Here is a 16,305-nt window from a genome sequence, read left to right as displayed (position 1 = left end):
AATAAATATTGTGGATATATATTATTCAGTAAAATTTAGATCGCCAAATTTCATTTGTAATGCAGTAATTGCTGCAATAGAAGCTGTTTCTGTTCTCAAAATTCTTGGTCCTAATCTAATTGAAACAAATCCGTATTGAATAATTTTTTTTATTTCTTTATCTGAAAAACCTCCTTCAGGTCCAATAAGTATGCGAATATATTTGATAGATTGTGGTATTTGATTTAGTGTTAATGATGAATTTGGATCTAAAACGATTTTAAAATCATTATTTTTTTTTTTACACCATAAAAAAATATCTTGGGGATTTTTAATTTGTGGAATAATGTTTCGATTGCATTGCTGACATGAAGCAATAGCTATATTTTCCCATCTTTTTATCTTGTTAGAAAAATTTATGAATCTTTTTTGAATAGAACAATATTCAGAGAATAATGGACTAATAATATTAACACCCATTTCAATTGATTTTTGAATGGTAAATTCCATTTTGTCATTTTTAGAAATCACTTGTCCTAAATGGATATGAAGTGGAGATTCAACATTTTTAAGTTTTATCATAATTATCTTAAATTGAATTTTTTTAGAAATATATATAATTTCAGCAAGAAAAATATGATTAGTATTATTGAATATTTCTATTATATCTTTTACTTTCATTCTTAATACTTTTTTAATATATTGTGTATAATTTTGTGATAAAGAATAAACTTTATTAAGCATAAAAGTATTGTTTATGTAAATACGCGGAATATGTTTTGTCATATTTTTATTTTTTATTACATTTTTTATATATATAATTATTACGATTGCCTTGTATGTTAAATATCATTTTTTCTCTTTCACATTCCCATTTAGTTACTGGAAAAATTTTATCCCAATTTTTGAATAAGTCTTTTTGCGCTTTAGGTAAAAAAATATTATATTTTGTAATCATATACAAATAAGTTCTAGCTATAGCTCCTCGAGCTCTAATAGGTGGTTCTACTAGTTTATTTTTGAAATCGATTTTCATATTACATTGTCCGTATGGTGAAATATTATAATTTAACTGAGTATACATAAAATTAGATCGATCACTATTTATTTCTCCAATAGCTGGTTGTAAATTATGAAGATCAGATTCAATATATCTATATCTTTTATCTTCAATGCATTTTTTACGACCTCCTTGTTTCCAGCATTGTTTTTGATGTCCAAATTGCCATGCTGGGACTACATGTTCCCATTCAATTCTTTTTGCACGATTTTCATTTTTTCTAATTTTATATCCACAAGAAGATAAATTTGGTATTCCTTTTTTTTGTTTCCAAAAAATTTTACATCCACAATAAAATGAACCTGGTGCGTTTTGGTGTATTTTTACTGCAATAAGTTTTGTTTGATAAAAACTGTTTATTACATTTTTTTTAAAATGTTTTTTTTTTGTTGGGAATAAAAAAAAAACATACTAATGACAATAATTAATATTTTTTTTATCATTTGATTTTTTTATTCGTTTTAGAATATCACTTTATATATGATATATTTCATTGGAAACAAAATATATCGTTTTATATAATTACAATATATTATATTTTATGCGTATATGATACATATCATATTATATATTTTATATAAAATAAAACTGTATTCTATTAAAAATTATAATAAATATCAATTTTAATACATTTTATGTATTTATAACATTTATAATTTTTTGTAAATATATCTATAAAAAAACTTTTAAAATAGGATAAAAAAATATGACTGAATATCTTTTTACATCTGAATCAGTTTCAGAAGGTCATCCAGATAAAATTGCTGATCAAATTTCTGATGCTTTATTAGATGAAATATTAAAGCAAGATTTAAAAGCACGTGTTGCTTGTGAAACTTATGTTAAAACAGGAATGGTTTTAATTGGCGGGGAAATTACTACAACTGCATGGGTTGATGTTGAAGAAATTACTCGTAATACTATTAATAATATTGGTTATATAGATTCTGATTCAGGATTTGATGCTAATTCTTGTGCAGTATTAAGTGCTATTGGAAAACAGTCATTAGATATCACTCAAGGTATAAATCATTCTAATCCTTTAGAACAAGGAGCTGGAGATCAAGGAATCATATTTGGTTATGCTACAAATGAAACTAAAGTATTAATGCCAGCACCTATTACTTATGCTCATCTTTTAATGAAAAAACAATCTGAATTAAGAAAAAAAAATATTTTACCTTGGCTTAGACCTGATGCTAAAAGTCAAGTAACATTTAAATATAAAAATGGCAAAGTTATTGAAATAGACACTGTAGTTTTTTCTACACAGCATCGAGAAAACATTAGTCAAAATATTTTAAAAGAAGCTGTTATGGAAGAAATTATAAAACCTGTTTTACCAAATCAATGGTTAACAAAAAATACAAAATTTTTTATTAATCCTACAGGAAGATTTGTTATTGGAGGTCCTATGGGAGATTGCGGTTTAACTGGACGTAAAATTATTGTTGATACTTATGGAGGAATGTCTAGACATGGAGGAGGTGCTTTTTCAGGAAAAGATCCTTCTAAGGTAGATCGTTCTGCAGCATATGCGGCTAGATATGTCGCTAAAAACATTGTTGCTTCTGGTTTAGCTGAACGTTGTGAAATTCAACTTTCATACGCTATTGGCATAGCTGAACCAACTTCTATTATGATAGATACTTTTAGAACTGGAAAAATAAGTAATAGTTCTTTAATTACTTTAATTCGTAATATTTTTGATTTGAGACCATATGGATTAATAAAAATGCTGGATCTTTTAAATCCTATTTATCTTAATACAGCAGTTTATGGACATTTTGGAAGAGAAGAATTTTCATGGGAAAAACTTGATAAAGTAGATGAATTATCTCAATAAAATATTAAAACGACTATAAAAGTTTTGAAGATTTTATATCTTTTAAAAAATATTTTCTAAAATATTCTAGCGTGTATTGAATATGAATAAATATCTTTATCTTTTAATAATCCCATGTTTACTAGCATGGGAAGAATTTAATTGTTTTATATATTCTTCAAAAGATAACATATCTGTTTTTTCTATTTCTACTGTTTCTTCATGAGAACGAATAACTTCTTGTTCTAGAATGTTTTTATTTAAATTTAAATAATTTTTATTAGTAAAATTACGATGATACTTATTAGCAAAGTATAATCCTGCTTTTTTAATTCCTGTTTCTATTATTATTTTTAAAAATTTTGCAGAATAAGTTAATTCTGGATTATAAAATAATAATTTAGTTTCTTTACATATTTTTTGATATGTAAAATTTTTTGAATTGTAATCTAATATTAATGCAATTTGATGTAAATCTTTAAATATAATATCACTGATTTCTACTAGTGTTTTTTTTTCATATTTATTATTAAGATAAATTTTTTGATTTGGTTTTCTCCCTTCAAAAATAATCTTTTTCCAATTTTTATTTATTAAATAAACATCTATTGTATTAATTTGAGGTGAATCGATTAAAGCGCACCAAATTAAAAATAAATCTAAAAAAAGTATTTGTTTTTTGCTTATTCCTATTGGTGAAAATGGATTAATATCTAAAGAACGTATTTCTACATATTCAATACCTTTATTTGTTAAAGATTCTATAAGTGTTTCACCATAATTAATTTTTCTTTTAGGTCTGATTTGTGTATATAATTCACTTTCCATTTGAAGAATATTGGTATTTAATTGTTTAAAATTGCCATAAATATCTTTTAGTCCTATATTCATGAATTTTTTTGATGGTGTTTCTATAGATTTTTTTAACGATTGAATATATGAATTCAAATCATTAAACATGATGTTCAAGTCTATAACTTTACTATTGGTATATCCTATATCACTAAGTCTTAATGAAGTGGACCAAGGTAAATACAAAATATTTTCTTTAGTTTTTTTAAATCGATATTTTTTTTTTGTATTTTTTAAAAAAGAAGATGATATTGCTGGAGAAGCACCAAATAAATACGGAATAATCCAACCAAATCGATAATAATTTCTTATTAAATCTAAATATCCTGATGACACATAGTCAGTATTCTTATTTTTTTTTGATATGTTTTTTTTACAATTTTTCCAAAAAATTAAAGGTAGAGAAAAATTATAATGCACGCCTGAAACAGTGTTAACTAAATCACCATAACGATGTTTTAGACCTATTCGATAAGTCGTTTTCATTTTTCCAAGATTAGAATTTCCATATTGAGCTATTTGAATATCAGTTTTATTATCATCATAAGGCATGCTAAAAGGCCAAATAAGTTCGTTTTGTGTTTTAGAAGCGGTAAAACAATGAAGATCTTTTAAAAAAGATAATAAATAATCTATATTATTACTAGTTGGAGTGATGAATTCTAATAAATTTTCAGAAAAATCAGTTGTAATCCATTTATGTGTTAAAGGAGAACCGAGCAAATATGGATGTTTTTTTTCAGAAAAACTTCCATTTTTTTTGATTCTTAAGGTTTCTCGTTCTATTCCTCTAAAAATATTATTTAAAATTTTTGGATTTTTTTCTAAAAAAGCAATTTTTTCTGAGATATCTTCTATCAATTTTATCTCCTACTGTAAAATACTTAACTATTTTTTAAACATTCTAAAGATATTATATATTATGATTTTATTTGTATAATTTAGAAATTTTTGATTATTAATTTTTATTTTGCATCCGGAAGGATTCGAACCTCCGACCGCTCGGTTCGTAGCCGAGTACTCTATCCAACTGAGCTACGGATGCAGTTTAAAAAATTAAATAGTGGCGGTGAGAGAGGGATTCGAACCCTCGATGCAGATATTTCTACATACTCCCTTAGCAGGGGAGCGCCTTAATCCTCTCGGCCATCTCACCTAGCTATATTGTAAATGTTTTTTTATTTTACTTTTTTTTTTTGATAAGTCAAACATATTTTGTATATTAATGTTTTAATGTTTTATAGTATACAATATTGAATATAAAACTGCATCTTACTCAATTTTAGTAAGACGCAGTATTGTTCAAAGACTTTTTTGTTGTTTTTTTTCAGCTTGAATACGTTGATATATTTCTTCACGATGTACCGAAACTTCTTTAGGGGCATTTACACCAATACGTACTTGATTACCTTTAACTCCTAGTACTGTAACAGTTATCTCATCGCCAATTATTAATGTTTCGCCAACTCGACGAGTTAGAATTAGCATTCTTTGCTCCTTGAAAGATTAAAAGAGTTCGGCCTTTTCAGTTCCTGGCGTTATGAATAATACAGGGTTAAAAGTAGACCATAAAATATTTTATTATATTTTTAGAAATTAATTTTAATTAAAGATAATATATTTTTAATATAAAATTAATTAAATAATATGTATTATATACATTTATTATTTTTCTTTTTTTCTAACTCTATATTAATCCATGATTGAATGTTTTTTAAAATTATAGGCAATTTTATTGTATAAACTCCTCCTCCTTCAGCCATTTCTTTTTTTCCTCCTCCTTTTCCATTTGTTTGATCTATAATAATTTCCATAATTTTTTTTGCTGCAATCCAATTAGTTACTTTTTTTGAAACTTGAACAAGAATAGTAAAACGATTATCAATAACATTTACTAGTATAATAATAGTATTATCTATTTGAGTTTTTAATTCATCAACTATTGTTTTTAACAATATATGTTCATAATTGTAAAATATATGTGATAGAAATTTTATTTCTTGTATATTTTTAATATTTTCCAATAATTGTTTTATATAGTATTTTTTTTCTTGTTTTTGTAATTGCTTTATTTTTTTTTCTAAATTTTTTGTTTTTATTAATATTTGATTTATTTTTTCTTTAATATTAGACTGATTGCAATTCAATATAAAAGAGATATTTTGTATATCACTATCTTTTTTATGTAAATAATTTATCGCGTTTTCTCCAGTTACAGCTTCAATTCTTTTAATTCCTGATGATATACTAGATTGAGAAATAATTTTAAAAAATCCAATATCACCAGTTCTTTTAGTATGTGTGCCTCCACAAAGTTCTATCGAAAAATTATTCATAGATACAACTCGAACAATAGAACTATATTGATGATCAAATAAAGCTATTGCATTTTTTAATTTAGCTTTTTCTAAATCTAAGTTTTCAATCTTGATTAAAATATTTTTACGAATCTGAATATTAACAATATGTTCAATTTTTTGTATTTCAGACATTGTAATAAACTTAGAACAAGAAAAATCAAATCTTAAGTATGCATTTGTTACTAATGATCCTTTTTGATAAACATTATTACCTAAAACATTTCGTAATGCAGCGTGTAGTAAATGTGTAGCTGAATGATTTAATTCAATAGAATGTCTATAATTTTCATCAATTTCACTGAAAACATAATCATTGATCTTAATTTCTCCTGAAATTAGTTTTCCAATATGTCCAGTTGTTTTTTTATATTTTTTTGTATCTTCTACTATAAAACATGATTTTTTATAATATAGTTTCCCTATATCTCCTTTTTGTCCTCCTGATTCTCCATAAAATGGTGTAGTATTAAGAAAAATGATGCCATTTTCATTTTTGGAAATTTTTGAAACAAATTGATTATTTATAAAAATATATTTTACCAATGCTTTTGTTTTATTTTTTTTATAACCTTGAAATATACATTCATCATTAATAAAAATATTATTATTATAATTCTTATAAAATTTATTTTTAAGATTAGATCTTTTTTTTTGTTCTTCTTTAGCTACTTTGTATCCAGTGTAGTCTATTTTTATTTTTTTTTCACGGCAAACATCTTCTGTTAAATCGACTGGAAATCCAAAAGTATCATATAGATAAAATACAGTTTTTCCAGAAAGTACATTATTATATGTTTTTTGAATTTCAGAATTTAATATTTTAAGACCTTTATTAAGAGTATTAGAAAATTGTATTTCTTCTGCTTTTAAAATTTCTTCTATTTTATCTTTTTTTAATTTTAAAATATCAGCACTTTTTCCCATTATTTTAATAACATTAGGTACTAATTTATATAAAAAATTCTCTTTAATACCAATTTTATGACCGTGTCTCAATGCTCTTCTAATTATTCTTCTTAAAACATAACCTCGATGTTCATTTGATGGAAAAATGTTATCAGCAATAATATATACACAAGATCTAATATGATCAGCTATAACTTTCAAAGAAATATGATTTAAATTTTTGATAGTACTAGATGCAAATATAGATTTTATTAACTCTTGAAATATATCAATATCATAATTAGAGTAAACGTTTTGTAAAACAGCAGATATTCTTTCTAATCCCATTCCTGTATCAATGGATTTGTTTTTTAAAGAAATTATTTTTGTTTGTGAAATACGGTTAAATTCTATAAAAACAATATTCCAAATTTCAACAAAACGATTGTTTTCGTTCTTTAAAAAATCTATTGAACTTTTTATATCTGTACTACCATAATCATAAAATATTTCAGTACATGGTCCACATGGACCACTATCACCCATTTGCCAAAAGTTTTCTGAATCATATTGAGAATTATTTTTATCACCTATTTTGATGATACGTTCAGCAGGTATTTTGATAATATTATGCCATATTCTATATGTTTCAGTATCATTTTCATAAACTGAAATCCATAATTTATTTTTTGGAATATTAAACCATTTTTTTGATGTTAATAATTCCCAAGCGTATTCAATTGCTTCTTTTTTAAAATAATCATTAAAACTAAAATTACCAAGCATTTCAAAAAATGTATGATGTTTTGAAGTGTATCCTACATTTTCTAAATCGTTATGTTTTCCTCCAGTTCTTAAACATCTTTGAACGGTTACAACTCGAGGATAGTCTCTTTGTTTTTCACCTAAAAAAATTTCTTTAAATTGATTCATTCCTGCATTAGTAAATAATAATGTAGTATCATTATATGGAACTAAAGAACTGCTTGGAATAATTATATGTCCTTTTTCTTTAAAGAAATTTAAAAAATCTTGACGTATTTGATTTGTTGTCTTGTTCATAATTATTCTTAATTTAATTTTAAAAATGAATCTTAATCATATATAAAATATTTTTAAAAAAATTTTTGCATATTTAAATTTTTATAAAAACCGGTAAATATAGTTTATAAAAATATTATGACAAAGTAATTTTTGCATTTTATAATTAAGTCTTTTATATTGAAAATTAAATTTATTAAATTTTATTTAATAGAATTATGTTTGATATTATTTTAGATGTATCAAAAATTTTTAATTCAAAATAAGATTTTTTCATATATATAAGAGCCTTGCGCGCAGATAATGTCTCTGAATATTTTTGTAGTATTTCTTCACCTCTATTAATAACAGCTATATATTTTTTATTTAAAAAATAAAATTTTAAAATTTTTAAATCATGTTCTGCTAAACGATTTTTTAGATATATTAAGTTTTTTTTTGCGTTGATAACATAGCGACTATTAGGATATTGATATATAAATTTTTTTAATTGAAAAAATGCATTTTCTGCATATTGAGGATCATTTTTTTGATGACTTACTGGCACAAGACTAAAAAATATATTTTGATCTAAAGCCATATTAACTAAACATTTTATATATATAATATAATCCATATTTATATGATTAGGATAATTATGTATAAATTCTTCTATATTTTTTTGAGCTAAATTTAAATCTAAATTTTTATAATAAGCATAAATTAAATTCATTTGAATTTTATCATTTCTAATATAATTTACATTATTGTTTTTTATTTTTTCTAGTATGTTTATTGCCTTATTAAAGTGTTTTTCTCTTAATTCTATTCTGGCTTTTTGATAGTCAATATATTTTTTTATAAAAATTTTTTCATATAAAGATTCACAATGTACTATTGACTGCAAGCATAAAATCATAAAAATAAATATAATATTTTTTTTTATTTTCATTAGAATATATTCAACTTAAATTAATAATTATGTTTATTGCGATTTTTTATTTTAGATCTATATAGAATATCATATTTATAAAAATTCGTGATTTAGTTTTAAAATAATAAAAATATTTATTTTTTATATAAGGATAATAATGTTAAAAAAAATAGAATTAACTGCAATTGCATCTTCTTTGACTTTGTTAGGAAAAAGACTGGATCAAGTATTACCTAAATTATTTACACAATATTCTCGTTCTTATTTAAAAAAATTAATTATTACTAATAACGTATTAGTTAATAAGAAAATCACAAATCAACCTGATAAAAAAATATTAGGTAATGAAATTATTATTATTTATCCTATTAATGAAAATATAATATATGATATTCCTGAAAATATTAGTTTAAATATTGTTTATGAAGATCATCATATATTAGTAATCAATAAACCAGCCGGATTAGTTGTTCATCCTGGTTCTGGTAATCATTCAGGAACAATTTTTAATTCTTTATTATATCATTATAAAAATATTAAAGATTTACCTCGTGCAGGAATAGTTCATCGTTTAGATAAAGATACTAGTGGATTAATGGTAATTGCAAAAACTATTGTTTCTTATAATTATTTGTTTGCATTATTAAAAAAAAGAAAAATTATTCGAGAATATCAAGGTATTGTTAAAGGTAAAATGATTTCAGGTGGAACTATAAACGAACCTATAATGCGTCATTATCGTAAACGAACATCTATGATGATTCATTCTTTAGGAAAAAAATCAGTTACACATTATAAAATAATCAAACGCTTTAAATTTCATACACATATAGTAGTCCGATTAGAAACAGGACGAACACATCAAATTCGTGTTCATATGTTATCTATCAGACATCCTTTAGTTGGAGATCCTATTTATGGAAATATCAATCATCAAATAAATTACCAAAAAGATAACGATAAGATTTCTAGATTTTCTCGTCAAGCTTTACATGCTAGTCATCTTTCTTTAAAACACCCTATTACTCATAATTTAATGTCTTGGACAATACCTCTTCCTGACGATATCCAAAATCTTTTGCTTTTATTATAGATAATTTAAAAAAGAACAAGTTATTTTTTATTTTATTGTATTTACGTTTAATAAAACATATTATTTATTTTATTAAAAAATCAAACAATATTGTTTAATATATTAAAATGTTTATATTTTTGTATACATTTTTAAAAAATACATACAATACAAATATATGAAGAGTTAACCTTATGATGTTCGAAAAAATAATAAATACAGAATTTTTAGTTGCATGTACTATAGATTCACAAGATAAAATTATAAAAACACCTTTACGTCAGTTAATTAAAAAATCTTTAAAAAATTATTTATTACATTTAGATGATAAACGTGTAAATAATTTATATGAATTAGTACTATCTGAATTAGAACAACCACTTTTAGATATGGTTATGCAACATACGAGAGGAAATCAAACACGAGCAGCTTTAATGATGGGTATAAATCGCAGTACATTACGAAAAAAATTAAAAAAATATGGTATGAATTAATTTTATAATTTTTTTTGATTGCACTTTCTACTATATATAAAATAAAGAGAGTGCAAAAAAATATTTTTAAATCTTAAATTTTTAAAGATATATTATTTTTTTAAGTTTTCTTATTATTAGATTTAATCAATCTATTATATATTGTTTTTAATGCCCAATAATATCCATCTAGACCTAATCCACAGATCACACCGCTAGAAATATCAGACAACCATGAATGAGAACGAAAATGCTCTCTAGCATAAATATTTGAGATATGAACTTCAATAAAAGGAATTTCAACTCCTATTAACGCATCTCTTATTGCTATACTAGTATGTGTAAATGCTGCTGGATTTATGATAATATAATGAATATTTTTATTTTTTGAAGAATGAATAGCATCGATTAAAATATTTTCTGCATTAGATTGTATATCTTGTAAAGATATATTAAGTTTTTTAGATTTTTTATGTAAATCATTAATTAAATCAGTTAAAGTTAGATTGCCATAAATTTCAATTTCTCTTGTACCTAAAAGGTTTAAATTAGGTCCATTTATCAATAATACATTTATAATTTTCTTCATATTTAATCTCTTTTAATAATAATTTTATTATGCCATATTTTTTTTAAAAAATATTATATAATATTTTTTTTTATTTTATTTTTTATTTTATATTTTATAATATATTTTATAATATATTTTGTAATTTTATTATAAATTAAGTGAGTTTAAATGACATTTGAATTAGTGACTGAATCTTTATTAACTGAAAATAAAATAAATCATGAAGATTTATTTATTGCTTTAGAAGATCTTTGTACAAGTAATTTGGATTATGGAGATTTTTATTTTCAATCTCGTCTGCATGAATCTTGGTTTCTTGAAAATGGAATTATAAAAGAAGGAGTTTATCATTCTGATCAAGGTATTGGTGTTAGAGCTATTAGCGGTGAAACTACTGGATTTGCATATGCAGATCAAATATCAAAAGATTCCTTAAGAACAAGTGTTAATAAAGCTCGTAGTATTATTTTGCAAAAAGACAAGGGTAGTTGTAAAAAATTATTAATAAAAAAAGCACAGCCTATTTATAATGATTTGAATCCTTTACAAAATTTGTCTTCTAGAGAAAAAATCGATCTTCTTTATAGAGCAGATTATATAGCGCGCAATTTCGATCATCGAGTTGTAGAAGTAAATGCAACTTTAACAGGATTATATGAACATATTTTAATTGCTTCTACTGATGGAAATTTAACTTCGGATATAAGACCACTAGTACAATTTTCAATTAGTGTTTTAGTTGAAGATCATGGAAAAAGAGAACGTGGTCGTAGTGGTGGAGGTAATCGTACTGACTATAGCTTTTTTTTAAAAAATGACGATTATGCAAAAGAAAGAAGAATTGATTATTGGTCTAAAGAAGCTGTTCGCATAGCACTTTTAAATTTATCTTCTGAAGAAGCTCCTTCAGGAATGTTTCCCGTGGTATTAGGTCCTGGATGGCCAGGAGTTTTATTACATGAAGCAGTAGGTCATGGTTTAGAAGGTGATTTCAATAGAAAAAAAACTTCAAGATTTACTAATATGATCGGCAAAAAAGTTGCATCAGAACTATGTACTATTATTGATGATGGTACTATTAAGAATCAAAGAGGTTCATTAAGTATTGATGATGAAGGAACTCCTAGTCAGCATAACGTTTTAATTAAAAATGGAATACTTAAACAGTACATGCAAGATAAGCTTAATGCACGTTTAATGGGAACAGCATCTACTGGTAATGGACGTCGTGAATCTTATGCATCTTTACCTATGCCTCGTATGACTAATACTTATATGTTATCTGGTGTTTCTAAAATAGAAGATATTATTAAAAGTGTCGACTATGGTATATATGCTATAAATTTTTCTGGAGGTCAAGTTGATATTACTTCTGGAAATTTTGTCTTTTCTACTGCTGAAGCATATTTAATTAAAAAAGGTAAAATTATAACACCAATTAAAAATACAACATTAATAGGATCTGGTTTAGAAGTTATGCAAAAAGTATCAATGGTTGGAAATGATTTTAAAATGGATGAAGGAACAGGTGTTTGTGGTAAAGAAGGTCAAAATATTCCAGTTGGAATAGGACAGCCTTCTATTAAATTGGAAAGTTTAACAATAGGTGGAACAAATTAATTTTTTAAATAAACAAACTCTTTTTATGTATTATTTTCTATAACAATAATGCAGTCAAGAATTATGTCATGACTGCATGTTATTGAAATATTTTGAAAATTAGTTAATTCTTTCTTTAATGCGAGCAGCTTTGCCAGTAAGATTTCTTAAATAATATAATTTTGCTTTTCTAACCAATCCTTTTCTTTTAACGATAATATCGTTTATACTATAAGAGTGTGTTTGAAAAACACGTTCAATGCCTTCTCCATTAGAAATTTTACGTACAGTAAAAGATGAATTTAAACAACGATTTTTTATTGCTATTACTATTCCTTCAAAAGATTGAAGACGTTTTTTAGAACCTTCTATCACCCAAACTTTGACTTCTATAGTATCTCCAGGTCGAAAAATAGGTATATTTTTTTTCATTTGTTCTTTTTCTATTGATTTTATTATATTTAGCATATTTCCCCTGTAGAATAAAATAACTAAAAAATAAACATTTTATTATTTTTTATCTTTTTTAAATTCATCTAAAAGTTTTTCTTCTTCGCGTGTTAATTTTTTTTTTTTAAAAGATCAGGACGTTTTATCCATGTTTTTCCAAGAGATTGTTTTAAACGCCAAAGACGAATTTTTTCATGGTTTCCAGATAATAATATTTCAGGAACTGACATATCATGTATTATTCTTGGTCGAGTATAATTTGGATAATCTAGTAAATTATTAGAAAAAGAATCATCTTCTATCGATTGTTTTTTTTTAATAACACCAGGAATAAATCTAGAAATAGAATCAATCATAATCATAGCAGCTAATTCCCCTCCACTAATAATATAATTGCCAATAGACCATTCTTCATCTACTTGATGATCAATAATTCTTTCATCTATTCCTTCATATCGACCACATATAAAAATAATTTCCTTTTTTTTTATTAATTTTGGTATGTGATTTTGTTCTAGTTTTTTTCCTTGAGGAGATAAATAAATAACAGTTGCATTTTTTAATATAGATTTTGCATATTGAATAGCTAAATACAACGGTTTGACACTCATTAACATACCCGGTCCTCCTCCATAAGGACGATCATCAATAGACTTATGTTTATTTTTTATAAAATCTCTAGGATTTAAAAAATTTATATTAATGATTTTTTTTTTATAGCTTTGCCAGTAATACCATAATTAGTAATAGCACGAAACATTTCCGGGAAAATAGTAATTATGTTGAACCATATTAACGTTTCATTGTGTTTTTTTTTCATATATATATTACATTATTAATTCCATCGAACTATTATGTATTTATATTTTGAATCTATTTTTTGTATTATTGTTTGTTCAATAAAGGGAATAAAAATATTTTTTTTTAGTTTTTTGAATACATGTCTTACTACAAGTATATCATTATCTTTTGTTCTTATTAAATCAATTACTATGCCTAAATAAATTTTATTTATATTAAATACTTTATAACTGATAATATCATTCCAATAATATTCATTATTTTGTAATAAAGGTAGTTGATGCCTGCTGATAATGATATTTGAATTAGTAAATTTTTTAGCTGTTGAACGATCAGAAATTGTATCAATATAAATAATAAAATTCTTTTTGTATCTTTTCCAATTTTTTACTTGTACTTGTGTAAAAATCTTTTCTTTTAAAAAAAACCATGGGATATATGTGAATATATTTTCTTCTTTTTCCGTAAAAGAAAAAACATTCATCCAGCCTAATATTCCATAAGATTTTCCAACTTTTCCTATTAATATTGGTTCAATTGGTTTTTTAATTTTAATATTTATAATTTTTCCTCTTTTTTATTAAATAATTTTATTAATTTCTTACTTCTTTCTGATATTTGTGCTCCTTGATTTATCCAATATTTAATGCGAATTAAATTCAATTGAAGTATATCAGACTTGCTTCTAGCAATAGGGTTAAAATAACCGACTTTTTCAATAAAACGACCATCTCGAGAACAACGACTATCAGCGACTATCATTTTATAAAAAGGACGTTTTTTTGTGCCATATCGAGATAAACGAATTTTTACCATATCAATTGCTCCTTAAATATTTATTCAATGAAGAAAATTAATTTTTAACTCTAAATAAAATGTTAATTTTTATAAAATTTATATAAAAATTTTTTATATATAATGTATTTTTTAAAAATTTTTAGGTATTATATTTTTTATTTCACGGATGACCTTTGATATTCCACTAGTTTTTATTTTTTTCATAATTCTTTTTATACTATCAAAATTTTTTAATAATTTATTTATATCTTGTATTTCTGTTCCAGAACCTAAAGCTATTCTACGTTTTCTTGAACCTTTTATGATTATTGGGTTTTTTCTTTCTTTCGGTGTCATAGAAAATATCATTGCTTCTGCTTTATTAAGTGTATTTTGATCTGTATTTAATAATGATGCATTGTTTAGTAATTGATTATTTTTAGGTAGTTTATCTATAAAATAATTTAAACCTCCTATTTTTTTCATTTCTTTAATTTGTATTAAAAAATCATTTAGGTTAAAATCATGTCCTTTTTTTAATTTTTTTGTTAGCTTTTGAATTTGAGATTGATCAACTTTTGCTTCTATGTCTTCAATCAGAGACATAACATCATTCATTCCTAAAATTCTTTCAGCGATTTTATTAGGATGAAATAGTTCTAACTCTGTTATCTTTTCTCCTGTTCCAATAAATTTAATAGGTTTACCAGTAATATAACGCATAGATAAAGCTATTCCATTTCTAGAATCACCATCTGTTTTAGTTAATATTATACCAGATATCGATAAATCATTATTAAATATTTTTGCCATATTTATGGCATCTTGACCCATCATAGAATCTACTATTAATAACGTTTCAATTGGTTTTGATAAATTTTGTATTTGCTGAATTTCATTCATCATTTTTTTATCAATATGCAAACGACCAGCTGTGTCAATTAGTAAAACATCATATAATTTTAGTTTTGCATATTCTTTTGCTTGTATCGTGATTTCTATAGGTGTTTGATTTTCGTTGGATGGGAAAAAATCTATTTCTATTTGTTTGCATAATATCTGTAGCTGTTTAATAGCTGCTGCACGATAAATATCAGTAGATACAATTAGTATTTTTTTCTTATGTTTATCTTTGATCCATTTTCCTAGTTTTGCTAAACTAGTTGTTTTTCCTGCTCCTTGTAAACCAATTAGCAATATAACTGCTGGTGGTGCTATAGATAAGTTTAAAGAGTTATTTTTTTCGCCAATTGTATGTATTAATTCATTTTTTACTATTTTTAAAAATTCTTGTCCAGGAGTTAAACTTTTATTTATTTCATTTCCAATAGATTTATTTTTTACATTTTCTATAAATTTTTTTACTACTGACAATGTTACATCAGCTTCTAATAATGCTTTACGTACTTCACGTATACTTTTTTTGATATTTTCTTCTGTAAGTCTCCCTTTTCTTATGATTTTTTGGAAGCTTTGTGAAAGACGTTGAGTCAAGTTTTTAAACATTGTTGATTACTCATATTGAGATTTTAATGTCTTATTAAGATTTTTATGATCTTAAAAAACATGTTGTATTGAACATTAGATGTTTTATTAAAAATTAATTGTGTTTTTTAAAAAATATTAATTATTACTATTACTACTATT

The 16,305-nt window shown here is 24.1% G+C and carries 15 protein-coding genes, 2 tRNA genes and 1 pseudogene; 4 read left to right on the top strand and 14 right to left on the bottom strand.

Annotated features, from left to right (window positions below; genetic code table 11):
- Window positions 1-21: 21 nt before the first annotated feature.
- Both D9V59_RS02070 and D9V59_RS02065 read right to left on the bottom strand, forming a co-directional pair.
- Window positions 22-798 (bottom strand): 16S rRNA (uracil(1498)-N(3))-methyltransferase, encoded by a 777-nt coding sequence (locus D9V59_RS02070; RefSeq protein ID WP_410051780.1) that lies wholly within the window; start codon window positions 796-798, stop codon window positions 22-24.
- Window positions 770-1,399, bottom strand: coding sequence for an endonuclease (locus tag D9V59_RS02065; protein WP_158364629.1), 630 nt, complete (start codon window positions 1,397-1,399; stop codon window positions 770-772). The genes D9V59_RS02070 and D9V59_RS02065 overlap by 29 nt, the downstream gene beginning before the upstream one ends.
- A gap of 346 nt (window positions 1,400-1,745) precedes the next feature.
- On the opposite strand from D9V59_RS02065, the gene metK reads away from it, so the two are divergent.
- Window positions 1,746-2,885 (top strand): methionine adenosyltransferase, encoded by a 1,140-nt coding sequence (metK, locus tag D9V59_RS02060; protein WP_158364627.1) that lies wholly within the window; start codon window positions 1,746-1,748, stop codon window positions 2,883-2,885.
- A gap of 96 nt (window positions 2,886-2,981) precedes the next feature.
- Here metK and gshA read toward each other — a convergent pair whose 3' ends face one another.
- The 6 genes from gshA to D9V59_RS02030 all read right to left on the bottom strand — a co-directional run bounded on the left by gshA (window position 2,982) and on the right by D9V59_RS02030 (window position 8,933).
- Window positions 2,982-4,577 carry a glutamate--cysteine ligase gene (gshA, locus tag D9V59_RS02055; RefSeq protein ID WP_158364624.1) on the bottom strand — a complete coding sequence of 532 codons (1,596 nt, stop codon included), beginning with the start codon at window positions 4,575-4,577 and terminating at the stop codon, window positions 2,982-2,984.
- 110 nt (window positions 4,578-4,687) lie between these two features.
- Window positions 4,688-4,761: transfer RNA gene (locus D9V59_RS02050), tRNA-Arg, on the bottom strand.
- Between the two features lie 19 nt (window positions 4,762-4,780).
- A tRNA-Ser gene (locus tag D9V59_RS02045) sits at window positions 4,781-4,872 on the bottom strand.
- A 146-nt stretch (window positions 4,873-5,018) separates the two neighbouring features.
- Entirely contained in the window at window positions 5,019-5,204 is a 186-nt protein-coding gene (gene csrA, locus D9V59_RS02040; RefSeq protein ID WP_158364622.1) for a carbon storage regulator CsrA, read from the bottom strand.
- Window positions 5,205-5,368: 164 nt separating this feature from the next.
- Window positions 5,369-8,023 carry an alanine--tRNA ligase gene (gene alaS, locus D9V59_RS02035; protein ID WP_158364620.1) on the bottom strand — a complete coding sequence of 885 codons (2,655 nt, stop codon included), beginning with the start codon at window positions 8,021-8,023 and terminating at the stop codon, window positions 5,369-5,371.
- Window positions 8,024-8,198: 175 nt separating this feature from the next.
- Window positions 8,199-8,933, bottom strand: coding sequence for an outer membrane protein assembly factor BamD (locus D9V59_RS02030; protein WP_158364618.1), 735 nt, complete (start codon window positions 8,931-8,933; stop codon window positions 8,199-8,201).
- A 139-nt stretch (window positions 8,934-9,072) separates the two neighbouring features.
- Here D9V59_RS02030 and rluD point away from each other — a divergent pair, with 139 nt between their 5' ends.
- The gene (rluD, locus tag D9V59_RS02025) at window positions 9,073-10,008 is read left to right on the top strand and encodes a 23S rRNA pseudouridine(1911/1915/1917) synthase RluD (protein WP_158364616.1); all 936 of its coding nucleotides are present in this window, start codon (window positions 9,073-9,075) and stop codon (window positions 10,006-10,008) included.
- A gap of 176 nt (window positions 10,009-10,184) precedes the next feature.
- Window positions 10,185-10,481 (top strand): DNA-binding transcriptional regulator Fis, encoded by a 297-nt coding sequence (gene fis, locus D9V59_RS02020; protein WP_158364994.1) that lies wholly within the window; start codon window positions 10,185-10,187, stop codon window positions 10,479-10,481.
- Between the two features lie 100 nt (window positions 10,482-10,581).
- Here the strand turns inward: fis and aroQ are convergent, their stop codons facing one another.
- A complete protein-coding gene (gene aroQ, locus D9V59_RS02015) occupies window positions 10,582-11,049 on the bottom strand; it encodes a type II 3-dehydroquinate dehydratase (protein ID WP_158364614.1) in 468 nt (155 codons plus the stop codon).
- Between the two features lie 150 nt (window positions 11,050-11,199).
- On the opposite strand from aroQ, the gene tldD reads away from it, so the two are divergent.
- Window positions 11,200-12,651: a metalloprotease TldD gene (gene tldD / locus D9V59_RS02010; RefSeq protein ID WP_158364612.1), complete on the top strand. Its 1,452-nt coding sequence runs from the start codon at window positions 11,200-11,202 to the stop codon at window positions 12,649-12,651.
- 99 nt (window positions 12,652-12,750) lie between these two features.
- Here the strand turns inward: tldD and rplS are convergent, their stop codons facing one another.
- The 5 genes and pseudogenes from rplS to ffh all read right to left on the bottom strand — a co-directional run bounded on the left by rplS (window position 12,751) and on the right by ffh (window position 16,164).
- Window positions 12,751-13,098, bottom strand: coding sequence for a 50S ribosomal protein L19 (rplS, locus tag D9V59_RS02005; RefSeq protein WP_158364610.1), 348 nt, complete (start codon window positions 13,096-13,098; stop codon window positions 12,751-12,753).
- Between the two features lie 42 nt (window positions 13,099-13,140).
- Window positions 13,141-13,873, bottom strand: a pseudogene (gene trmD / locus D9V59_RS02000) (tRNA (guanosine(37)-N1)-methyltransferase TrmD).
- Window positions 13,874-13,915: 42 nt separating this feature from the next.
- Window positions 13,916-14,446 (bottom strand): ribosome maturation factor RimM, encoded by a 531-nt coding sequence (gene rimM / locus D9V59_RS01995; RefSeq protein ID WP_158364608.1) that lies wholly within the window; start codon window positions 14,444-14,446, stop codon window positions 13,916-13,918.
- Window positions 14,440-14,697, bottom strand: a complete 258-nt coding sequence (rpsP, locus tag D9V59_RS01990; protein WP_158364606.1) for a 30S ribosomal protein S16 — start codon at window positions 14,695-14,697, stop codon at window positions 14,440-14,442. Before rpsP ends, rimM begins: the two co-directional genes overlap by 7 nt.
- Before the next feature lie 111 nt (window positions 14,698-14,808).
- Complete coding sequence (gene ffh, locus D9V59_RS01985) at window positions 14,809-16,164, bottom strand: signal recognition particle protein (RefSeq protein ID WP_158364604.1); 1,356 nt, start codon at window positions 16,162-16,164, stop codon at window positions 14,809-14,811.
- Window positions 16,165-16,305: the final 141 nt, after the last annotated feature.

The organism is Buchnera aphidicola (Artemisaphis artemisicola), from assembly GCF_005082365.1.
In the GTDB taxonomy this organism is placed as follows: domain Bacteria; phylum Pseudomonadota; class Gammaproteobacteria; order Enterobacterales; family Enterobacteriaceae; genus Buchnera; species Buchnera aphidicola_AR.
Note: the sequence above shows the minus strand (reverse complement) of the source record. Positions and strands in the feature narration are given on the sequence as shown.